Origin of the sequence: Chryseobacterium sp. CH21 (assembly GCF_004119445.1) — a bacterium.
Lineage (GTDB): Bacteria > Bacteroidota > Bacteroidia > Flavobacteriales > Weeksellaceae > Chryseobacterium.
In genome coordinates this window covers 33,127-56,684 of sequence record NZ_QICI01000010.1, presented here as the reverse complement: position 1 = coordinate 56,684, position 23,558 = coordinate 33,127, and the positions used below count along the sequence as shown (strand labels likewise).

Sequence of the window (23,558 nt, the reverse complement as noted above, 5' to 3'; positions counted from 1 at the left end):
ATTCTAATGTTGAAATTGAATATTGCAATAAAGATAGAGAAAAGATACCAGAAAAGCTATTCCAGCTCCCATAAATACTTCTTTTACGGTGTGTCTTTTTAAAATAACACGGGTGATTCCCACTAAAATAGCAATCCCCAGCCATGCCAGACCCATTTTCCAGTTCAGGGTAAAAAATAATGCTGCTACAAATACATTGAATGCAGTATGCATAGAACTTTTGATGAAAAGATTGCTGATCTGAAGGGCAAAAAGAAGAACGAGAATAAACAGCATAACCAGATCAATATATCCGTTTTTGATATAATTAAAAACAAGATAAGCGATCACGCAGACTGCAATAAATATATATAATGTCTTTCTTTGAACCCTGTTGGATACATCCATATTAGTATACCTTCCTGTTTTTACATTCCATACCAGCCATACGACAACAGGAATGATGATCATTAATAAGATAGGAAGGAAATACAGCATGGAATCTTTAAGAGAGTATTCTCTGATGCTCATGTAGACAAAAAAATAATCAGAGAGACCAGTGGATTAAAAAAATCAGAGATGACTTTTGAAATTTTGTGTAGTAATGAAGACTGCTTTTCTTCCATAATCAAGTTTAAAAATCAAATATACCATTATAACCTCAAAAAACAAGCAGCGGCAGAGCTGTGGAATGAGTTTTAAAACAGATTAAATCATTGTTTCTAAATAGGTTTGTATAGAATGTGGACTGTTTTAATTTAATGTTAAATTCTTTAATACCATCATGATGAAATGGTAAAAACTCTAGCTTTTTCTGTGGAAAATAAGCCAATAAAACACCCAAAAGATATGTTAACAATAATTAAAGCGAGAAGAAGTAATGAGGAAAGGGGAATCAATTTTTGATATTTCAGTCCTATTTATTATTTCATAAAAGCCACATAAATAGGCTGATTCTATAAATATTGTTTTAGGAAAGCAGAAGAGAAAATGCAGTTGGGTGGGGAGTTGAAGGGGTCGAAAATTAAGAATAATCCACTCAGCCCGCAAATAGATTTTACAGAAAAAACGAAAAGTTATCTATGTATAGAATAAAAACAAAGTTTTTTCATAATTTTGCTCAACTATTTCATCATAAAAAAGCAAGAGCTAACACATGAAAGAATTTTCTAAAGAGGTATACCTGCAGTGGTATGAAGATATGACAATGTGGAGAAGGTTTGAAGACAAATGCCGTTCTCTTTACCTAAAACAAAAGATCAGAGGTTTTTTACATTTGTATAACGGTCAGGAAGCTATTCCTGCAGGATTTACTCATGCAATGGATCTTACAAAGGATAGTATGATTACTGCTTACAGATGCCACATCCATCCAATGGCGATGGGAGTAGATCCTAAGAGAATCATGGCTGAACTTTGTGGTAAAGCTACAGGTACATCCGGAGGTATGGGTGGATCTATGCACATTTTCAGTAAAGAACACCGTTTTTACGGAGGACACGGTATCGTTGGAGGACAAATTCCTTTGGGAGCTGGTATTGCTTTTGCCGATAAATATTTCGACAGAAAAGCAGTGAACATCTGTTTCTTTGGAGACGGGGCTGCTAGACAGGGTTCTTTACACGAGACCTTCAACATGGCAATGAACTGGAAACTTCCTGTAGTATTTGTTGTAGAAAACAACCAATATGCAATGGGAACTTCTGTAAAAAGAACTGCCAACCACGAAGATATCTATAAATTAGGATTAGGATACGAAATGCCTTGTCTTGCTGTAGATGCAATGGATCCTGAAAAAGTAGCTGAAGCTGCTTATGAGGCTATTGAAAGAGCAAGAAGAGGAGACGGACCTACATTCATTGAAGCAAGAACTTACCGTTACAGAGGACACTCTATGTCTGATGCTGAGCCATACAGATCTAAAGAAGAAGTGGCTATTCATAAAAACGATGACCCAATCGAGCTTGTAAAACACAGAATTTTAGAAAACGGATGGGCTACAGAAGCTGAACTGGAAACAATGGACAACAAGTCAAGAGACTTCGTTGAAGAGTGTATCGAATTTATGGAAAACTCTCCATATCCGGATGCTGAAAAAGTTTACGAGTATGTATATGCTCAGGAAGATTATCCATTCCTAGACAAATTAGAAAACTAAAAGATAATGAGTTAATTTGACAATTTGAGAATTTGAAAACGTGATAGAATATGTCCTTTTTTAATTTTCAGATTTTCAGATTGCTAAATTTTCAAATTAAAATAAATTATGGCAGAAGTAATTACGATGCCCCGCCTGTCCGACACTATGACGGAAGGTAAGGTGGCAAAATGGCATAAAAAAGTAGGAGATAAAGTAAAAGAAGGAGATATTTTAGCTGAAATTGAAACTGATAAAGCAGTTCAGGATTTCGAATCTGAAATAGAGGGTACCCTTTTATACGTAGGTGTAGAAGAAGGAGGTGCTGCTGCTGTAGACTCTGTTTTAGCTATTATCGGAAATGAAGGAGAAGATATTTCAGGATTAACAGGTGGAGCTGCTGCTCCTGCTGCAACTGAAGAAAAAAATCAGAAGAACAGCCTAAAGCAGAAACCGCTGCGCCTGCTGCTGCAGAAGTTCCGGCAGGAGTAGAAGTTATTACAATGCCAAGACTTTCTGATACAATGACAGAAGGTAAAGTAGCTAAATGGCACAAAAATGTAGGAGATACAGTAAAAGAAGGTGATCTTCTTGCTGAGATAGAAACCGATAAAGCGGTACAAGATTTCGAATCTGAATTCAATGGAGTACTATTGAAACAAGGTGTAGAAGAAGGTGGTGCTGCTCCGGTAGATTCAGTATTGGCAATTATTGGCCCTGCAGGAACGGACGTTTCAGCTGTAGGAGCTCCAAAAGCTGCTACTCAGTCTATTGAAAAACCAGCTGAACAAAAAGCAGAAGCTAAGACAGAAGAAAAAGCTGCTCCGGCTGCCAGCTCTTCATCTTCTGACAGAGTAGCAATCTCTCCACTGGCTAAGAAAATGGCTCAGGATAAAGGGGTTGATATCAACAGTGTTCAAGGTTCTGGTGAAAACGGAAGAATCGTTAAAAAAGATATTGAAAACTATCAGCCAGCTGCGAAACAAGCTGCTTCAGCTCCTGCAGCAAGCGCTGCTCCTGTTGCCGTAAATTTCGTACAGGGAGAAGATACAGAGACTCAAAACTCTCAGGTAAGAAATATTATTGCAAAACGTCTTTCTGAAAGTAAATTCTCTGCACCTCACTACTATCTGATGGTAGAGATCAATATGGATAAAGCGATTGAAGCCAGAAAAGAAATCAATTCTCTTCCAGATACTAAAATCTCTTTCAACGATATGATCATTAAGGCAACTGCAATTGCTTTAAGAAAACACCCTCAGGTAAATTCAAGCTGGGCAGGAGATAAGATCATTCACAGAGGAAATATCAACATCGGTGTAGCAGTAGCTATTCCTGACGGATTGGTAGTTCCGGTATTGAAAAATACAGATCAGATGACGTACACTCAGATTTCTGCATCCGTAAAAGATATGGCTTCAAGAGCTAAGAGTAAAGGTCTTAAAGCTAATGAAATGGAAGGATCTACATTCTCTATTTCTAACTTAGGAATGTTTGGAATCGAGACGTTTACAAGTATCATCAACCAGCCAAACTCTGCAATCCTTTCAGTAGGAGCAATTATTGAGAAGCCAATCGTAAAAGATGGTCAGATTGTAGTTGGAAACACCATGAAACTTTCATTGGCTTGTGACCACAGAGTGGTAGATGGAGCTACAGGAGCTCAGTTCCTACAAACATTAAGAACTTATTTAGAAAGTCCATTAACATTGTTACTGTAATTTTCTGAATTGAAAATATTGAAACCTCCCAAATTGGGAGGTTTTTTGTTTTTTGGCAAGTTGAAAATGTAGTTAGCAATCTCAAACCTATAAGGTTTTTGAAACCTTATAGGTTTAGAAAAAAAGAAAATATTACTTTTTGCATTTATTTTTACACAAAAATAAGATGGAAATAATTAAAAAAATTAAAAGAAAAGACGAATATAAATGGTTTAGGAAAACCTAATATAAATAAAAGTAAAATAAAATATAACCCGCTTCAAAAAGCGGTTTTTTATTTGAAGGCAATTCACTATTTTTGAATCATGATTAAAGCAAGAAATATCCATAAATCTTATGGTAATTTAGAAGTACTGAAAGGAGTTGATATTCACATCAAAATGGGTGAGGTGGTTTCTATTGTAGGAGAATCTGGAGCAGGGAAGTCTACATTGCTGCAGATTTTAGGTACTTTGGATCATCCGACTCATTCAAACAAATATGACACTGAAATTGAAATAGCAGGAGAATCATTTATTAACATGAATGATAAGCAGCTTTCAAAGTTCAGAAATCAAAATATCGGTTTTGTATTTCAGTTTCATCAGCTTCTTCCGGAGTTTACAGCACTGGAAAACGTACTACTTCCGACAAAAATTGCCGGAGCCAATGAAAGAGAGGCTATTGAAAAGCATATGCTTTATTTGAAGATTTAAAGATAGAGCAAAGGCTGAATCATAAACCCAATCAGCTTTCAGGTGGAGAAGCACAAAGGGTAGCAGTAGCAAGAGCTTTAATCAATTCACCAAAAATTATTTTTGCCGATGAACCTACGGGAAACCTGGATTCCAAGAATGCAGATGATCTTCACAGGTTATTTTTTGATCTGAGAGACAAGTACAACCAGACATTTGTCATTGTAACCCACAACCCGAATCTTGCAGAAATTACAGACCGCAAACTTGTCATGAAAGACGGAATGATTATAGAATAGACATATATCACACCAGATGATGAAACACTTTATTTTTGTTTTTTAATTTTAATTTCCTGTTCAAAAGCTGAATCTCAGCAGTTGAATTCATTAGGTGTGCCCCGTTCAAAAATTTCGGAAATTAAAAATTATATTAAAGGAAAAGAGTACAATCAGGAACTGGCTGTTTTTATCAATTTTAGGATACCTTCCGGAAAATACCGTTATTTCGTTTATAACCTGCAAAAAAATACCATCGTACAGCAGGCTGTAGTATCCCATGGTTCTGGATCTGTAGTTCCAAAGTCGGATGTTTTGAAATTCAGCAATGTTGAAGGTTCCTATCAGTCATCTTTTGGAAAATATGCCATTGGAGAAAGCTATGTAGGAAAATTTGGAAAGGCATACCGTTTAAAAGGTCTTGATTCTACCAATAGCAATGCTATGCAAAGAGCAATCGTTTTGCACTCGTATGGATGTATTCCGGATATTGAATCTCAAGCTCCCGCATGCCTGAGTTTAGGATGTCCGATGCTTTCGGTAAATGCTCTTAAAGAAACCGCAAAATATATTGATCAGTCCACGAAACCTGTGATCTTATATGCTTTCTATTAATTGATACTATTCATCTATAATTTATTTTTCAATGGCCATAAAACTCCTTGCCGAAGATGACAGACCCAGAGAAAAGTTTTTGCAGAAAGGCAAAAGCTCACTTTCTGATTCTGAACTGCTGGCAATTATTATGGGCAGTGGAAATAGAGAAGAAGATGCTCTGGAACTGGCCCGGAAGATTTTAGCTTCCGTTAATAACAGCTGGCACCAGCTGAGCCTGCTTTCTGCTAAAGATCTGATGAAATTTAAGGGTATTGGAGAGTCAAAAGCCATTTCGATTATTTCAGCTTTAGAAATCGGAAGACGAAGAGCTGTACAGGAAATTCCTGAAAAACAATTATCGGGAACAGTCATGATGCTTATGTGGTTCTTAGAAACCCGCTTTCTGATTTGAGAACAGAAGAGTTCTGGGCAATTTTCCTGAATAATAACAATAAAGTGATTCATGTTTCACAACTGACACAGGGGGGAATAAGCCAATCGATTGTAGATGTAAGAGTTCTGTACAAAACTGCACTGGATCATTTTGCGACTGGTATTATCATTGCCCATAATCATCCTTCCGGAAGTTTAAAACCAAGCCGGGAAGATATTCATATTACACAAAAAGTAAAAGAAGCAGGAAATACATTAAGTATTCAGCTTTTGGACCATATTATTGTCACGCAGAATTCCTATTATAGCTTCTCGGACTCAGGATTATTATGATTAGAAGATTGAAATACCATGAAATTGATTTTGTAAAATATACTCACTGTTTAGAAAACTCCGAACAAAGAAAGTATTCTGCTACAAAATATTTTTTAGATACTACTTCAACAATGCCGTGGGAAATTCTTGTTTATAAAGATTATGAAGCAGTGATGCCTGTTCCCTTTGTAAGAAAATATGGGATGAAAATTGTTCATAATCCCAAACTCTGCCAGCAGCTTGGCGTTTTTTCTGCTAAAGATAATCTCGATCTTAATGAAGCTTTTTTAGAATATCTCGAAAAAAATTATATGATAAGGGCATATCCGTTTAATGATGTAAACCAGCTTCGTACAAAGATCAGAATCAAGAAAAACTTTCTATTATACCCTGATAATTATGAAAAAGTATATGCCAGGTATTCTCCAAAAAGGAAAAGAAAGCTTAGACTGGATCAGGAAATTGTAAAAGAATCAGAAATCAGGACTATTTCTTATGATAAAGCAAAAGCATTTATCGAAGCCAATACAATAGGGCTTAGCAAAGACAATGATCTTGGGGAGTTCATGAGGATTTTTGAAACTTTTCATCAATCAAATTATCTTAAGTTTACCGCTTTTTATTACCAAAACAAGATGATCAATGTCATTGCTACTTACACAGATTGTAATATGGTAGCACTTTTAGGAAATTTCAATGATAAAGATTACGTCAAATTATCAGGAGCATCTGTATTGATTGATCACATTATTAAGGAAAATATAGAAACTCATATTTTTGATTTTGAAGGGGGAGAGTTACCCAATATTGAAGAGTTTTTCAGAGGTTTCCGCCCGGAACTGAAGCCTTATGGGATCATTGAAAATTCAAAAAAGAATCTTTTTAAAAAATTAGGGAACCTTATTATCAGAGGGAAATCCTTTTTATGATGAAAAGCATTGTTTAGATTGGTTCTAATTAAGTATTATTCCGTAACTTTATAAAATCCTTAGTAAAACAGTTATGTTACAACAGATCCGTCAGTACAAACTATCATATATGCTTTATAACTTGTTTAAAAAGAATAAGTTAAAACATAATATTCCACTATATAAAAAGTACGGAATTAATAAGAGCTATTTTTCAAGTATTTCGAGTAAAGATTTCGCCCATCTTCCTGCCAGCCAAAGAACAGTAGATTATTCAAAACTTACGGAAACCCCTTTTTTTAAGAAGCTAACGGAAGAAAATAAAGAAAGTGCTCTTCAGTATGATGACCGCGGCTATATGATTCTGAGAAATTTTCTGACACCGGAAACAGTAGATCAAATCAATACGGAAATTGATAATCTGATGAAAGACGGTACATTGAAGTTTATCTACGGAGGAAAACTGATGTTCGCTATCCATCATTCGGAAATCATTAGAAATATTGGAAGTGATAAAGAGTTACTTGACTTTCTATCTGTTTTATTGGACGGAAAATCCAAACTCTTTCAAAGTATCAATTTTATTAATGGAAGTCAGCAAAAAACGCATTCAGACAGTATTCACATGACGACTTATCCTTGGGGGGACTGCTGGGAGTCTGGATAGCTTTAGAAGATGTAGATGAAACAAATGGTGCGTTACATTATATTCCAAAAAGCCATAAACTACCTTATTTTCTGAATTCTGATTATGATAATGAAGGCTCAGCCTTGAAAATTGGTAAGAAAAGCTACAGAGCTTATGAAACATTCCTTGAGGATAAAGTAAAAGAATTGGGCTTGAAAAAAGAAGTCTTTAAAGCAAAAAAAGGAGACTTATTGATCTGGCACGCCAATATTCTTCATGGCGGAGAACCCCATACAGATAAAAATAGAACAAGAAAGAGCCTTGTATATCACTTTTTTGATGAAAATAGTGTTTGCTATCATGAAGTGACTCAAAGACCGGCACTTTTTGAACTTTGATAGACATTTATCCTTTAGGATAAAAGCTCTTTACTTTATAAGAATACAGGTTTAAAAAGATAGTTTTTTTACATTTGTATTCTTATAATAGTCATGTATGAAAAAAAAGGGAAATATTCTTGTTTTTATTTTTTCAATCTATGTATGCATCATGTCATACTACCTGTATACCCACCAGTATTACAACACTGATATGGAAGCTTATATGGGACTGATTTATAAAACAGAATTTCCTGATATGAAAATTGAAGAAATTCATCAGAAAGTATATGATGAGCTCAAGGAAAAGAATCCTGACTTTGCAGGATTAGGCCCTGTAGATCCAATGGTGGAAGAAGTAGCGAAGGGCGAAAGTACTTATTACAAAGTATTATCAGAAAATCCTAAAGCTTACGAAGAAGAATTGCAGCTTTTTGCAGTAAAACCTTTTTACAACTTCATCAATTGGTCATTTTTTAAATTAGGTTTCAGTGCTTCTGCCTCTACATTTCTAATTTCAATTATTTCTTATGCACTCATTATTATTCTGATTTTCAGTTTTTTGATAAAGATTTTAAGAAATTATAACTTAGCTTTTATCATAACGGTTTTAATTTCCCTGTTTAAACCTCTTTTAGAGTCTAGCAGACATGCTTCTCCTGATTCTTTATCATGCCTGTTGCTGCTTTTAAGCTTTTATGCATTTATCATCAGAAAAAATTTGTTTTTGACAGGGATTTTTGCTATGTTATGTATTCTGACAAGACCAGAGTATTTCATTCTGTACTCCTTCCTGTATGCTCTTATTTACTTTTACAAAAATAAGCTTCAGGTGAAAACCTATCCATTATTGATATCCTATGTCTATCTGTTTCTTTCTTTCCTTCTAATACAGATTTTTAATCAGATTCCGTGGTCTGTGCTTTTTATGAATCAGTTTACAAAAGTTCAGATATACCCTATATCAAATCCCGATGTGTTTTCTTTCTCAGATTATATTCATTTTATTAAAAGTAAAATGATGCTGGAGTTCAACGCTTCATATTTTCCGATCTTATTGATTTTTATTGTCATTATTCTGGCCAATCATTTTTCCCTTCATAGTAAAAAAAGTCAGGCTCAGGTCTTGTTTTTTGTGCTTATTTATGGAACAGTTGTCTTAAGATTTCTGATTTTTCCGTCTCTGGTAAACAGAATGATGCTGGGCTTTTATCTCGTAATTATATTGGGATTAATTTATATACAAAGTTCTAGAGTGGATATATGTAAAAACTCTTTAGAAGACGGAAAATAATTAGTAATTTTGCAGTCTAAAATTATGACGAGTCTCTCAGGATATCTACCGTATGCATTTGCATTGATTATTGCAATTCCTTTTCTGGTTTTGCTCAGACAATTTGTACACTCGTACATTACTCTTAAAAACCAGGAAATCAAACTACTTACCGTGAAATCGAATTCAGAGAATAAGGCACATTCCTACGAAAGGATGACCCTTTTTCTGGACAGACTGAAGCCGTCAAACCTTATCCAGAGATTTGACAGAGATCTTGCCGTTCATGAGTTTATTTTCCTTACAGAAAAGACCATTAACGAAGAATTTGAATATAACTCTTCACAACAGTTATACATCACAAAAAATTCATGGAAGAATATTGTAGACTCGAAAAATGCAATTATAGAACTGCTTCACAAAACCTATGATGGATTGAAAGGAGAAGTTCAGTTGGATGAATTCAAAACGATTTTCATCATGAACTATATGGAAGGCAACGATTATATTGTCGAAACAATAGAAGACCTAAGAAAAGAAATTTTAATAATAACTTAAAAAATAACAGATAAATAATGATTCCAAATTTTAAAGCACATCCATGGCACGGAATTTCTGCAGGAGAAGATGCGCCAAATGTTGTAAACGTATTTGTGGAAATTGTTCCTTCAGATACTATTAAATATGAAGTAGATAAAGAAACAGGATATTTAAAGGTAGACAGACCGCAGAAATTCTCTAACATTATCCCTGCTTTATACGGTTTTGTTCCAAGAACATACTGTGATAAAGAAGTGATGAGACTTGCTGTAGAATCTGGAGCTAGTGATGTTACAATGGGAGATCATGACCCTCTTGATATTTGTGTTTTAAGTTCTCACAACATCCATGCTGGAGGTCTATTGATGGAAGCTATTCCAATCGGAGGTTTCAAAATGATCGACGGAGGTGAAGCTGATGATAAAATTGTTGCAGTAATGATCAATGACCACGCTTTCGGACATTTCAGAGATATTGCTGAATTACCAGAAGCAGAAGTAAAAAGATTAATGCACTACTTCCTTACTTACAAAAACTTACCGGATGAGCCTGCAAAATGCAGAATTCAGGAAGTATATGGAGCAGAGCATGCAAGAAAAGTGATCAAAGCTTCTCAAACAGACTACGCAGATAAATTCGGAGGATAATATTCTCTTAATTCAATAGAACAAAAGGGGTAGACAGATTTCTGTTTACCCTTTTTATTAGATATCATTGCGAACAGAATGTGAAGCAATCTCATTTCTGAAAATATTATGATTCATTTATTAAATCTCAATGGTTTAAATTATTCAAAAACTTTCTATCCTGATAATTTCTCCGAAGCCCTTATTCAGTACCGTTTTTTATAGATTTAGATGCATGTTATTTCATTGCGGTATTTTTATTTTTTTGATGATAAACGTCATACTGTTAAATTTTTTAACGCTTTGATGGTAATTATTTATTATATTTAATTTTCTATTACCAAAAAAATATTAAACTATGGATCTATTTATGTTAGTGCCAATTTTTGGTGTCGTGGCTTTGCTTTACACATTTCTTCAGAGCAACTGGGTTAATAAACAGAATGCCGGAAATGAAAAAATGAAAACAATCAGCGGTCATATTGCAGACGGTGCAATGGCTTTTCTAAAGGCTGAATACAAAATCTTAACGTACTTTGTTGTTGTTGTCGCCATTTTACTGGCAGTGATGGGATCTACAAATGCTAACTCGCATTGGAGTATCGGAATTGCTTTTGCTGTTGGTGCTATTTTCTCCGCATCAGCAGGGTTCATCGGAATGAAAATCGCTACCAAAGCGAATGTGAGAACCGCAGAAGCAGCAAGAACTTCGCTGTCAAAAGCCCTGAAAGTCTCTTTTACAGGAGGTTCTGTTATGGGAATGGGAGTTGCCGGACTGGCTGTTTTAGGTTTAGGAGCTTTATTTCTTATTATTAAACAGATTTTTGCCCCCGAAGCTACAGTAGACTCTCATGAAATGGAAAAAACCATTGAGATTCTTACAGGATTTTCTCTTGGAGCCGAATCTATTGCGCTTTTTGCAAGAGTAGGAGGTGGTATTTATACAAAAGCTGCAGACGTTGGGGCTGACCTTGTTGGGAAAGTAGAAGCAGGAATTCCTGAAGATGATCCCCGAAACCCTGCAACGATTGCAGATAACGTAGGAGATAATGTAGGAGATGTTGCAGGAATGGGAGCTGACCTTTTCGGATCTTATGTGGCAACAGTTCTGGCAACGATGGTGTTAGGCAGAGAAACAATTTCTGATGATGCATTCGGAGGTTTTGCGCCAATTCTTTTACCGATGCTGATCGCAGGAACCGGAATTATATTTTCCATGATCGGAACTTTATTTGTGAAAATTAATGATAATGAAGGTTCATCCACTTCAAGTGTGCAAAATGCACTCAACCTTGGAAACTGGGGAAGTATTGTGATTACTGCTATTGCTTCTTACTTCCTGGTAACGTATATCCTTCCCGAAAAAATGGTTCTCAGGGGCCATGAATTTACCAAAATGGGAGTCTTCGGAGCTATTATGGTAGGTCTGGTAGTAGGAACTTTAATGAGTATCATTACAGAATATTATACTGCAATGGGGAAAAGACCCGTTTCCAGTATTGTGAGACAGTCTTCCACAGGGCATGCAACCAATATTATCGGCGGACTTTCCGTTGGGATGGAGTCTACTTTACTACCCATTATTGTATTGGCAGGAGGAATCTATGGTTCTTATCTGTGTGCCGGACTTTACGGAGTCGCTATTGCAGCCGCAGGAATGATGGCTACCACTGCGATGCAGCTTGCTATTGATGCCTTTGGACCTATCGCAGATAATGCAGGAGGTATTGCTGAAATGAGTGAACTTCCTAAAGAAGTAAGAGAAAAAACAGATATTTTGGATGCCGTAGGAAATACAACCGCTGCTACCGGAAAAGGATTTGCAATTGCCTCAGCTGCTTTAACGGCGCTTGCTTTATTTGCCGCGTTTGTGGGAATTGCAGGGATTGACGGTATTGATATTTACAGAGCAGATGTTCTCGCTGGATTATTTGTTGGAGGAATGATTCCGTTTATCTTCTCATCATTAGCAATTACAGCAGTAGGGCAGGCAGCGATGGCAATGGTGGAGGAAGTAAGAAGACAGTTCCGTGAAATTCCCGGAATTCTGGAAGGAAAAGCACAGCCGGAATATGAAAAATGTGTAGCCATTTCAACAGATGCATCCATCAGAAAAATGATGTTACCGGGTGCTATTGCAATCATTTCACCACTGTTAATCGGATTTATTTTCGGACCTGAAGTATTGGGAGGATTCCTGGCTGGAGCTACTGTATGTGGTGTTTTGATGGGAATGTTCCAGAATAATGCAGGAGGGGCATGGGATAATGCCAAAAAATCATTTGAAAAAGGGGTTGATATCAATGGACAAACCTATTACAAAGGTTCAGAGCCTCACAAAGCGTCTGTAACAGGAGATACGGTGGGAGATCCATTTAAAGATACGTCAGGACCATCTATGAACATCCTGATCAAATTAATGTCAATTGTTTCTCTGGTTATTGCGCCTACTTTGGCTGTAATACACAAAGATAAAATTGAAGCCAACAGAAAAGCGAAAATTGAGAGTCTTACAGGGATTTCCGGTGCCGCTACAGGTGTAAATGGAGATACGAAAATCATTACTACTGTTCCGGGAGAAATTAAAGGCCATCTTAATGAAAGCGGAGACTTTGTATATGAAACAGGAAATATTCAGAAAATAAAACTGGATGGTGGAAAAACGATTGCCATTGGAGATGGAAGCCAGCTTTATCAGCTTTATAATGTGGTTAAACAAAAAGATAAATCTGCATTAGACCCCAATAAATGGTATACTATTGAGAACCTTTATTTTGAAACAGGTTCAAGTGATCTGAAAGCAGAATCTGTACTCCAGGTGAATACTTTGGCTGAAATTTTAAATGCCTATCCGGATCTGAAAATAAAATTAGGCGGATATACAGATAACAGTGGTAATGAAGATAGTAATATCAAGTTGTCTAATCTGAGAGCGCAAACCGCGAAATTGAAACTTCTTGAGTTAGGTATTTCAGCAGACAGAATTGAAGCAGAAGGATACGGATCACAGCATCCTGTATGTGAAGCGAATGATACTGACGAATGTAAAGCAAAAAACAGAAGAATTGATGTAAGAGTGTTAGCTCTTTAAAATCTAAGTAAAAAAGTAGAAAAGCATCGCCTCGGCGGTGCTTTTTTAGATTATAGAACAGAAAATTCTCACAAACAAAATATCCTCAATCATCTGTGAAAATCTGTGCAATCCGTGGGGAAAAATAAGAAAAAGAATCAAAAATTTTTTTTAAATGCTCCAAAGCCTGAATAATCAAATCATCTTTTTTAGCAAAACTAAACCTGATATAATCGGAATTATTTCTGGAGTTATAAAAAGCAGAAAGAGGAAGACAGGAAACCTTTTTCTCAATCGTAAGCCATTTTGAAAACTCTACATCCGTCATCGTTTTTGAAATATTCCTGAAATTAACAACCTGAAAAACACTTCCTTGAGATTTTTGTTCTACCTGTAAAGGCGTTTCTTTAATCAGCTCATTAAAAATATCTCTTTTCTTCTGCATGAGCTTTTTACTGATGTCCGCATCAAAAACATCAAGATATTTGGCGATAGCATATTGTGCCGGAGCATTGGCGCTGTAAGAAATGTATTGCTGATGACACTGGAATCTTTTAGTTAAAGCTTCAGAAGCAAGCATGTAACTCACTTTCCATCCGGAAGTATGAAACATTTTGCCAAAAGAAAAAATGCAAAAAGTCTTTTCTCTGAGCGCAGGATGGATGAAAGAACTGTAATGTTCAGCTTCATCATAGCAGTAAGTATCATATATTTCTTCAGAAATTAAATAAATATCACGGTTTTTGATCAATTCGTAAAGTTGATTCCAGTCTTCTTTTTTCCATACTTTTCCGGTCGGATTTTGGGGTGAGTTGATAATAACCGCTTTGGTTTTTTCACTGATGCAATCTTTGAACAAATTCCAGTTGATCGTAAAATCTGCTTCAAGATCATAATAAATTGGAACTCCGCCATTCATGACAACGGCAGGTCCGTAAGTATAATAGGAAGGTTGGATAATAATGACTTCATCATTCTGATTAATAACAGATTTAAGGGAAGTATATAAAGCAAAGGTTGCACAGGGAACAATCGTGATTTCCTTATTTGTAGTGAAAATACTGTTAGCTCTTTTGGCATTGAAACGCATAATACTTTCAATCAGGAGAGGATTTCCGGCAAGAGGCTCATAATGATGAGTATCCTTTTCTGCGGCTTCTTTTAAAAATGCCTTCAGGCGTTCATCAATATCAAAGTCAGGAAGTCCCAGAGAAAGATCAAAACTTCCGTGTCTGGTTGCCAGCTCGGACATTTCCGTGAAAAAGGAATAATGAGTAAATCCGTAAATTTTATCCACCTATTTTGTATTTAAATCAAATATAATAAAAATTTAATATCATATTTAATCTCAAATTGATGAATTGTTAGGCTTAAATAAGCTTTTGTCTTCTGTTATTCGATGTATTGATGCTGCTATTCAATAAAATTTGTTATTTTTAAGAAATTTATTCTTTATGAAAAAAATACTTATTCCGTTATTTGCCATGGCTGTAATGACCAGTTGTGGAACGGCAAACCTATCTGACGGGAATACTTCTCATCCTGTATCCACAAAACATAGCAAAGCATTTGACAATGCATACAAAGTGATCAATGCTGAGGATTTAAAGAAAAACCTGTATGTGATTGCTGCAGATGATATGGAAGGGCGTGATACCGGGAGTAAAGGACAGAAAAAGGCGGGTGAGTATATGATTAATTACTATAAAAATCTAGGTATTTCAGGACCTAAAGCATTAGGTTCATATTATCAGAAAGTGCCGTCTGAATTTATGAAAAAAAGAGGCGGAGGTAACCTTCCTGATTCTGAAAATATTTTAGCTTTTATTGAAGGAAGTGAAAAACCTGATGAGATTGTGGTAGTCTCTGCACATTATGATCACGTAGGAACAAAAAATGGAGTAGTATATAACGGAGCAGACGATGATGGAAGCGGAACCGTAGCTGTAATGGAGATTGCTAAAGCATTCCAGCAGGCTAAAAAAGCAGGAAAAGGACCTAAAAGATCTATTCTGTTCCTTCACGTTACGGGAGAAGAACACGGGCTGTTCGGTTCAGAATATTATTCCGAAAACCCTGTTTTCCCACTGGCCAATACCGTTGTTGACCTTAATATTGATATGATCGGACGTGATGATCCAGCGAATAGAGGAAAACAATATGTCTATGTGATTGGTTCCGAAATGTTAAGTTCTCAGCTTAAGGTAATTAACGAAGCTGCCAATAAAAGAACCAATAATCTGGAGCTTAATTATAAGTATGATGATTTGAATGATCCAGAACAATTGTATTACCGTTCAGACCATTATAATTTTGCCAAACATAATATTCCTGTAGCTTTCTTCTTCGACGGTATTCATGAAGACTATCATAAGCCAGGTGATGATCCAGAAAAGATTGATTATCAATTGTTGGAAAAAAGAACCCAGCTTATTTTTACAACGGCATGGGATATTGCCAACAGAGAGGAAAGAATTGTAGTTGACAGAAAATAATTATTAATTTTAGATTACACTGAAATACATTAGTAAGCCCAAAGGCATAAAATATCTTTTATTTACAGCGCTTTGAACATGATCAAATTTTTTCGAAGATAAAATCCTTGCGCTTTAAAAACTTCATCGAAAAATATCTTGTGTCTTTACGTTTGCCAACAAATCCATCAACATGAAAACCATCATCCGTGAGGCAAAACTAAAAGACATTCCACAGATTCAGATTGTAAGGAATGCTGTAAAAGAAAACACACTGTCGGATCCGGGATTAGTTACCAATAAAGACTGTGAAGAGTTTCTGTTTCAAAGAGGAAAAGGCTGGGTATGTGAGATGGAAGATCAGATTGTTGGTTTTTCCATTGCAGACCTGAAAGAGAATAATATCTGGGCACTCTTCGTACATCCTGATTTTGAAAACAAAGGAATTGGTAGAAAACTTCATGATATTATGCTTAATTGGTATTTTGAACAGACTAAAGACTCTGTATGGCTGGGCACCTCACCTGAAACAAGAGCTGAGATCTTCTACAGAGAATCTGGTTGGAAGGAAGCCGGAATCCATGGAAAAGGAGAAATCAAGTTTGAAATGACCTTTGAAAACTGGAAAAATATAAAAACTATGACACCCAAACTGAAATCTATCAGACCTTTTATCGGGGCACAAAACTTTGAAATCAGCAGAAACTTTTACAGAGATCTGGGATTTGAAGAAATTGTTCTGGAACCTAAATTATCATTGTTTATACGAGAAGAGATTGGCTTTTATCTGCAGGATTACTATGCAAAAGACTGGGTTGATAATACCATGATCTTTATGGAAGTTACCAATACCGACGAATTCTGGAAGGAACTTCTGTCTTTAGGGCTTACGGACAAATATGAAAATGTAAGATTGACGCCTGTAAGAACCATGGATTGGGGTAAAGAATGTTTTGTACATGATCCGTCCGGGATTTTGTGGCATTTTGGTGAGTTTTTTTAAGGAAGATAATATGATTTACGCATTTGATACCTACTATTATGAGGGTTATGCTAATACGGTGTGTATTGCATTTGAAGATTGGGCCTCTGAAAAAGAAGTGGAAACCTTTATAGAACAGACCTCTGTAAGTTCAGAATATGAAAGTGGAGCCTTTTACAAAAGAGAATTACCCTGTATCTTAAGTCTGTTGAAGAAAATAACATTAAGACCGGAAGACATTATCATTGTCGATGGATATGTAACCTTGGATAATGATGGGAAAATTGGCTTAGGCGGACACCTTTACAAAGAATTGGAAGAAAAGTATCCTATAGTGGGTATTGCAAAGAATGAATTTACAACACCGGATTCCCAGCGTAGAAATGTAGTGCGTGGAGAAAGTAAAACACCACTTTTTGTGACAGCAAAAGGAATAGATGTAGATGAAGTTCAATTAAAAGTAGAACACATGCATGGTGCTTATAGAATGCCAACACTGCTGAAAAAATTAGATCAGCTAAGCAGGTCATAAAGAATAAAATCTTACTAATAGCAGTAAGATTTTTTTTTATCATTAATATACCGATTGGTATATTTTGATTATCTTTGTTATAGCCTCACTAGAGTAAAAGAGATTTTTTTTAATTAAAGATATACTGATCGGTATATTGTAAAAGTAAATTTATGAAAGAAGTATTTATAGTATCAGCAAAACGAACTCCGCTTGGTGGTTTTATGGGAAGCCTGTCCGGATTTACAGCACCTCAGTTGGGGGCTCTTGCTATTCAGAATGCTTATGAAAGCATCAACCTTGCACCCGAGCATATAGACAGCGTTTATATGGGAAATGTACTGAGTGCAGGACTAGGACAATCGCCTGCAAGACAGTCTGCAATTTTTGCTAAAATTCCTGTTGATAAAGATGCTACCACGATCAATAAAGTCTGTGCATCCGGAATGAAGGCAGCCATGATTGGAGCCCAACAGATTCAGCTTGGGCTGGATCATATCGTCATGACAGGAGGAATGGAAAGTATGAGTAATGTTCCGCACTACGTCAAAATCCGTCAGGGAACAAAGCTGGGGGATACCCACCTTACTGACGGACTGATTAAAGATGGCCTGTGGGATGTATACAATGACTTTCACATGGGAAGTGCCGCCGAATTAGGCGTAAAAAATATGGACTCACCAGACAAGAACTTGATGACTATGCATTGTTATCTTACCATAGAGCCCAGGAAGCAGCCAAAAATGGCAGGTTCGATAAGGAATTAATCCAAATATCGATTGAAGGTAAAAAGGGAACTACAATCGTTGATAAAGACGAAGATATTGATAAGCTGATCCCCGAGAAAATATCCCTTTTGAAACCTGCATTTGAAGCAGACGGAACACTCACCGCTGCCAATTCCAGTAATCTGAATGACGGCGCAGCAGCGATACTTTTAGGATCCTCAGAAGCTATAGGACGCCATAACCTGAAGCCGCTGGCAAGAGTAGTTTCTTATGCAGATGCTGCCCAATCACCAGAGTGGTTTACGACATCACCTTCTGTAGCGATTGAAAAGCTATTGAAACAAACCGGTCTTACTCTGTCTGATATTGATTTTTTTGAAATTAATGAAGCGTATTCTTCTGTGATTTTATCCAATCAGAAAATCCTTGGGTATGATCTGGACAAGGTAAATGTGTATGGAGGTGCGGTTGCATTAGGGCATCCGATTGGTGCTTCAGGTGCCAGAATTATGACCACTTTGGTGAATATTTTACGCCAGGAAAAAGGAAAATATGGGATTGCTGCGATCTGTAATGGAGGAGGAGGAGCTTCCGCAGTTCTTATTGAAAATATAGGATAAAAGGAATAAAATACCTTGGATTTCAATGATTATTTAAAAAAGATCTTTCTTGAAGTTAAATTCGGGAAAGATCTTTTCTATTGGTAACAGATTGATTATCTATTGATAAATCGAAATTTTTAATAAATACTATAAGATTGAAAATGGCTTATTTTTATTAAACTGACAAATATCATCACGTTGTTATTTTTATTCATTCTAAATAAATATAAATTTGTCCTAAGAAATTAAACGAAGAAAATGAAGAAAATAACTACTCTTTCCGGTATTGTACTTGCCTCGCTGATGAATGCGCAGGTGCAGTATTGTACACCAGCCTTTCAGTATGGAGCTGACAGCAATATGATTAGTAATGTGACTTTCGGAAGCATTAATAATACATCACCTGTTCAGTCCTCGAATGCGCAAATTTATGAGAATTTTACTGCAATTACTACAGATTTGCAGTCTGGAAGTTCTTATCCGATCTCTGTGAAAGGCCCTTCAAGTACATTTCCCAGTGATGTAGTAGTTTTTATAGACTTTAACCAGAATGGAAATTTTGATGATGCCGGAGAAAGTTTTTATATCGGAAGACTTGCAGCAGCTAATCCAGCCAATGCTTTTACGATCAACAATACCATAGCAATCCCAGCCAATGCTGCTAATGGAAGCACAAGAATGAGAGTGCTTAAAAATACCAATGTTCAGGCTTATTCAAATCCTGCAGCGGCTAATTCTATCAGTTCAGCTTGCGATACAAGCTTGCGAGCAGGGCAGACAGAAGATTATACCGTTAATATTATAGGAAATACAGCCAATTTTCCGGCTCCTTATTGCGGTACTGAAAACATCACAACTCTTACAGTAAGCGAAATTAGTACAGTAGAATTTGCAGGAACGGTTAAAAATAGTGTACTTGACGGAAATTCCGATGTTCTTGAGAACTTTACGGCAACCGTTTTCAATGTGAACCGTGGAAATACTTATCCGATAACAGTAACTGGAGGTACTCATGGGCAGGCAACCGTGTCAGCTTATGCTTATATTGATTTGAACCATAATAATCAGTTTGATGCTGATGAAAAGTTTAATCTGGGCTATCTGGACAACTCCAATCCGGTTTCTGGCCACCAGTCCGGGGTTACAACAGGGAGTATCACCATTCCGGCAGGAGCAAAGCTGGGAGATACCCGATTCAGACTGGTAAAAGCGTATGAATCCAATTCATCGATGGGAACGTTGGAAAACCTAGCATGTCCTTCAGGTTGGTTTATCGGTCAGGTAGAGGATTATACCCTTACAATTCAGCCAGAAAGCCTTTCAACATCAGAAGTTTCTAAAGATTCTTCTGCCAATGTACAACTCTATCCGAATCCTACATCTGATTCAGTGACGATCAAGATGAAAGAAGGGTTAGAGAAATACGAAATTTACAATATGTCCGGACAAAAGATGCTGGAGGGTAATTCTTTAACCGTTTCTATGGACAGTTTTGTTCCAGGTACTTATCTGATCAAAATCAAGACAAAAAATCAGAAAACAGTCACAGAAAAGATTATTAAAAAATAGACACATCATATCTAAATCATATCCATATCAATTTTTGTTTTTTATCGACAGGTCCTTTACCTGTCGGTTTTTTATTACAGACTCTCTGAACAGTAATAATATTCAGTTTTCGAAAGATGCCAGGCTGAGTACTTCTTCCATTGTTTTTCCATAAAAAGGAAGCGGCAACTATGATTATCACAAGTTGTTTATGATTGAAATTAATGTGGAAATGCTAAATAGTTTTGAATTATATTGATAAAGTAATGTGGTTAATACTGTTTTTGACCTTTGATGTCAATTCTCAAGGCTTTGGTTCTTTAAAATTACTTTTTATAATGGATTTGTTTTTGCTTGAGAATTTATAGAAAACCTTCCAAAATCCTCTGTTTTGTGCTATATTTACGCTTCAAATAAAAGGATAAATATCGTAATGACTGATAATAAATTATCTCTAAGCACTTTAGAAAGCTGGCTTTGGGATTCCGCAAATATATTAAGAGGAAGCATTGACTCTTCAGATTTTAAAAATTACATTTTTGGGTTATTATTCTTAAAACGCTCTAACGATGTATTTGAAGAAGAGGTTGAAAACATCATGACTCGTGATGGTGTTTCTCGTGAGGAAGCAGAAGATGAAACTTACTTTCAAATGCCAATCGAATCTCGTTGGGAAGCCATCAAAAAAGAAACGGAGAATATTGGTATTGCTTTAGATAAAGCTTTTGCAGGGATTGAACGTGAAAATACTTCTTTAGAAGGTGTAATGACTGCCACCAAATTTGGAGATAAAGAAAAGTTATCTGATGAATTATTACAACGTCTTTTAAGGCACTTTAATCAACACTCATTAAGAAACTCTCACCTGGAATCAAATGACTTATTAGGTGATGCGTATGAGTATTTGATTAAAATGTTTGCCGATGATGCAGGTAAAAAAGGAGGAGAATTCTATACACCTCGTGGTGTAGTGCAATTGATTGTACAACTGATAAAACCAGAACCCAAACAAAAAATTTATGATCCCACTTGTGGTTCAGGGGGTATGTTGATTGAATCGGCTCGATATATTGCTGAACAATCCAATGGAAAAGTAGGAAACAATATCAATGTATCATTGTTTGGACAAGAAAAAAACTTAGGTACTTGGGCTATTGGTAAATTGAATATGCTGCTTCATAATTTTATGGATGCTGATATTCGAAAAGGAGATACCTTAATCACGCCACAGCATAAAAACGAAAATAACGAGTTGGATTTATTTGACCGTGTGATTGCGAATCCTCCATTCTCTATGGATGGATGGTGGACACCTGCTGAAAACTCGATCGAAGTAAAATTGGATAAGAACGGTAAAGAGAAAAGAATAACCCCCAATTATACCAAAGAAGTAACCGACCCATACGGACGTTTCCAATTTGGAATACCGCCAAGAGGTTATGCAGATTTAGCTTTTTTACAACATATGATAGCGGTTTTAAAACAAGACGGAAAAGCGGGTGTTGTCTTACCACACGGTACTTTGTTTAGAAGCGGAACCGAAGGAACAATTCGTAAAGCATTACTTGAAGCTGACTTGGTAGAAGGAATTGTAGGGTTGCCAAGCGCATTGTTCTACAACACAGGAATACCTGCCTCAATTTGGATTATTAATAAAAATAAAACCGAAGCCCAAAAAGGGAAAGTAACCATTATTGATGCCAGCAGTGATTACAAAGAAGGAAAAAATCAAAACGAATTATTACCAGAACATATTACTAAAATAGTAAATGCATACGATGGCGCAACTGATGTAGAAAAATACATGCGTATTGTAACTATTTCAGAATTAGCTGAAAATGATTACAACTTGAACATTTCTCGTTTTATTGATACCTCAGAAGCAGAAGTTGAAGTGGATATTAAATCGGTTCACCAAAAGCTTTCTGAATTGGAAAAAAAGGAAGCTCAAATTGATGAGAAATTGGCTGTATTTTTAAAAGAATTGGGAGTATGAGTATAGGATATAAACAATCTCAATTAAACGAAATTCCGAAAGAATGGAATAAAAGTATAATTGGAAACGAAGCAGATATTTGTACTGGTGGAAAAGATACACAGGATAAGGTTGAAGGAGGAGAATATCCTTTTTTGTTCGTTCAAATACAGTTGAAAGAATAAATTCATATTCGTTTGATGGTGAGGCTATTCTAACTTCAGGTGATGGAGTTGGAGTAGGTAAAATATATCATTATCTAAATTGTAAGTTTGATTATCACCAAAGAGTATATAATATTCATAATTTCAGTGATAATATAACTGGTAAATTTTTATATTACTTTTTTTCGAATCATTTTTATGAAAGGGTAATGAGATTAAGTGCTAAGAATTCCGTTGACTCCGTAAGGAAAAATATGATTTCTGATATGGAAATCCCACTTCCACCCCTCCCAGAACAACAAAAAATAGCAGAAATATTAAGCACCGTAGATGAAAAAATTGTGGTCATAGACCAACAAATTACCGAAACCCAAGAACTCAAAAAGGGATTAATGCAACGTTTGCTAACCAAAGGAATCGGGCATACTAAGTTTAAGGATTCTCCTTTGGGGATGATTCCTGAGAGTTGGAAGGTAGCGAATTTTAACAATGTATGTTCAATAAGTTCAAAAAAATTTAAACAAGAAGACGGAAAATGTGTCGATCTAGAACATATTGAGCAAGGTACAGGAAGGCTTATTGGTTATAGTCCGATTGAGGATAAATCAAGTATAAAGAATGAATTTAATGTTGGTGATGTATTATTCTGTAAATTAAGACCATACTTAAGGAAGTATTGGCAATGTGAGTTTTACGGGGGATGTACAAGTGAATTAATGGTGTTACAACCTTTATCAAATTTTGACAGTAAATATTTATTTTATACAATTCAAAGAGATGATTTTATTGAAAACTCAGTTTCAAAATCGTTTGGCACAAAAATGCCAAGAACATCATGGAATATTTTATCAGAATTTGTAATGGGGCTTCCTCCATTAAAAGAACAACAAAAAATAGCTGATATTTTAAGTTCTGTAGATGATAAACTAGAAGTACTATCCGAAAAGAAAACCCACTACCAAGAGTTAAAACAAGGCTTGATGCAACAATTATTAACAGGAAAAATTAGGGTAAAAGTTTAATCGAGAAAAAGTTACCAAGCGAGAGAAAACAAAAAG

General features: G+C 35.9%; 18 protein-coding genes and 4 pseudogenes. 20 read left to right on the top strand and 2 right to left on the bottom strand.

Annotated elements, in window-relative coordinates:
• Positions 1-3 precede the first annotated feature (3 nt).
• Positions 4-510, bottom strand: a complete 507-nt coding sequence (locus tag BOQ62_RS00770) for a phosphatase PAP2 family protein (protein ID WP_228413504.1) — start codon at positions 508-510, stop codon at positions 4-6.
• A 625-nt stretch (positions 511-1,135) separates the two neighbouring features.
• Between BOQ62_RS00770 and pdhA the strand changes: the two genes are divergently transcribed.
• The 12 genes and pseudogenes from pdhA (at position 1,136) to BOQ62_RS00715 (ending at position 13,537) form a co-directional block, all read left to right on the top strand.
• Complete coding sequence (gene pdhA / locus BOQ62_RS00765; RefSeq protein WP_129036546.1) at positions 1,136-2,137, top strand: pyruvate dehydrogenase (acetyl-transferring) E1 component subunit alpha; 1,002 nt, start codon at positions 1,136-1,138, stop codon at positions 2,135-2,137.
• Between the two features lie 108 nt (positions 2,138-2,245).
• Positions 2,246-3,837: pseudogene (locus tag BOQ62_RS00760) on the top strand (2-oxo acid dehydrogenase subunit E2).
• 305 nt (positions 3,838-4,142) lie between these two features.
• Positions 4,143-4,810, top strand: a pseudogene (locus BOQ62_RS00755) (ABC transporter ATP-binding protein).
• An 81-nt stretch (positions 4,811-4,891) separates the two neighbouring features.
• Entirely contained in the window at positions 4,892-5,404 is a 513-nt protein-coding gene (locus BOQ62_RS00750; protein ID WP_228413502.1) for a murein L,D-transpeptidase catalytic domain-containing protein, read from the top strand.
• 31 nt (positions 5,405-5,435) lie between these two features.
• A pseudogene (radC, locus tag BOQ62_RS00745) lies at positions 5,436-6,112 on the top strand (RadC family protein).
• Positions 6,109-7,023, top strand: coding sequence for a hypothetical protein (locus tag BOQ62_RS00740; RefSeq protein WP_129036544.1), 915 nt, complete (start codon positions 6,109-6,111; stop codon positions 7,021-7,023). Before radC ends, BOQ62_RS00740 begins: the two are co-directional and overlap by 4 nt.
• Positions 7,024-7,096: 73 nt before the next feature.
• A complete protein-coding gene (locus tag BOQ62_RS22755; protein ID WP_228413500.1) occupies positions 7,097-7,669 on the top strand; it encodes a hypothetical protein in 573 nt (190 codons plus the stop codon).
• On the top strand, positions 7,642-8,028 hold the full coding sequence (locus tag BOQ62_RS22750) for a phytanoyl-CoA dioxygenase family protein (RefSeq protein WP_228413498.1): 387 nt from the start codon (positions 7,642-7,644) through the stop codon (positions 8,026-8,028). The genes BOQ62_RS22755 and BOQ62_RS22750 overlap by 28 nt, the downstream gene beginning before the upstream one ends.
• A gap of 97 nt (positions 8,029-8,125) precedes the next feature.
• Positions 8,126-9,301 (top strand): hypothetical protein, encoded by a 1,176-nt coding sequence (locus tag BOQ62_RS00730; RefSeq protein ID WP_129036543.1) that lies wholly within the window; start codon positions 8,126-8,128, stop codon positions 9,299-9,301.
• A 24-nt stretch (positions 9,302-9,325) separates the two neighbouring features.
• Positions 9,326-9,838, top strand: coding sequence for a hypothetical protein (locus BOQ62_RS00725; RefSeq protein ID WP_129036542.1), 513 nt, complete (start codon positions 9,326-9,328; stop codon positions 9,836-9,838).
• A gap of 17 nt (positions 9,839-9,855) precedes the next feature.
• Positions 9,856-10,467, top strand: coding sequence for an inorganic pyrophosphatase (locus BOQ62_RS00720; RefSeq protein WP_129036541.1), 612 nt, complete (start codon positions 9,856-9,858; stop codon positions 10,465-10,467).
• 337 nt (positions 10,468-10,804) lie between these two features.
• The gene (locus tag BOQ62_RS00715) at positions 10,805-13,537 is read left to right on the top strand and encodes a sodium-translocating pyrophosphatase (RefSeq protein ID WP_129036540.1); all 2,733 of its coding nucleotides are present in this window, start codon (positions 10,805-10,807) and stop codon (positions 13,535-13,537) included.
• An 85-nt stretch (positions 13,538-13,622) separates the two neighbouring features.
• Here BOQ62_RS00715 and BOQ62_RS00710 read toward each other — a convergent pair whose 3' ends face one another.
• Positions 13,623-14,813 carry an aminotransferase class I/II-fold pyridoxal phosphate-dependent enzyme gene (locus BOQ62_RS00710; protein ID WP_129036539.1) on the bottom strand — a complete coding sequence of 397 codons (1,191 nt, stop codon included), beginning with the start codon at positions 14,811-14,813 and terminating at the stop codon, positions 13,623-13,625.
• Positions 14,814-14,970: 157 nt separating this feature from the next.
• Between BOQ62_RS00710 and BOQ62_RS00705 the strand changes: the two genes are divergently transcribed.
• The 8 genes and pseudogenes from BOQ62_RS00705 to BOQ62_RS00670 all read left to right on the top strand — a co-directional run bounded on the left by BOQ62_RS00705 (position 14,971) and on the right by BOQ62_RS00670 (position 23,522).
• Positions 14,971-16,011 (top strand): M28 family metallopeptidase, encoded by a 1,041-nt coding sequence (locus tag BOQ62_RS00705; protein WP_129036538.1) that lies wholly within the window; start codon positions 14,971-14,973, stop codon positions 16,009-16,011.
• Positions 16,012-16,183: 172 nt separating this feature from the next.
• On the top strand, positions 16,184-16,993 hold the full coding sequence (locus BOQ62_RS24030; protein ID WP_317127345.1) for a GNAT family N-acetyltransferase: 810 nt from the start codon (positions 16,184-16,186) through the stop codon (positions 16,991-16,993).
• 10 nt (positions 16,994-17,003) lie between these two features.
• Positions 17,004-17,504, top strand: a complete 501-nt coding sequence (locus BOQ62_RS00690; protein ID WP_129036537.1) for an endonuclease V — start codon at positions 17,004-17,006, stop codon at positions 17,502-17,504.
• A 152-nt stretch (positions 17,505-17,656) separates the two neighbouring features.
• Positions 17,657-18,831: pseudogene (locus BOQ62_RS00685) on the top strand (acetyl-CoA C-acyltransferase).
• 240 nt (positions 18,832-19,071) lie between these two features.
• Positions 19,072-20,382 carry a T9SS type A sorting domain-containing protein gene (locus BOQ62_RS00680; protein WP_129036536.1) on the top strand — a complete coding sequence of 437 codons (1,311 nt, stop codon included), beginning with the start codon at positions 19,072-19,074 and terminating at the stop codon, positions 20,380-20,382.
• Positions 20,383-20,794: 412 nt separating this feature from the next.
• Positions 20,795-22,357: a type I restriction-modification system subunit M gene (locus BOQ62_RS00675; protein WP_129036535.1), complete on the top strand. Its 1,563-nt coding sequence runs from the start codon at positions 20,795-20,797 to the stop codon at positions 22,355-22,357.
• Complete coding sequence (locus BOQ62_RS22275; RefSeq protein WP_164976647.1) at positions 22,354-22,521, top strand: hypothetical protein; 168 nt, start codon at positions 22,354-22,356, stop codon at positions 22,519-22,521. Before BOQ62_RS00675 ends, BOQ62_RS22275 begins: the two co-directional genes overlap by 4 nt.
• Positions 22,482-23,522 (top strand): restriction endonuclease subunit S, encoded by a 1,041-nt coding sequence (locus tag BOQ62_RS00670; protein WP_228413523.1) that lies wholly within the window; start codon positions 22,482-22,484, stop codon positions 23,520-23,522. The genes BOQ62_RS22275 and BOQ62_RS00670 overlap by 40 nt, the downstream gene beginning before the upstream one ends.
• Positions 23,523-23,558: the final 36 nt, after the last annotated feature.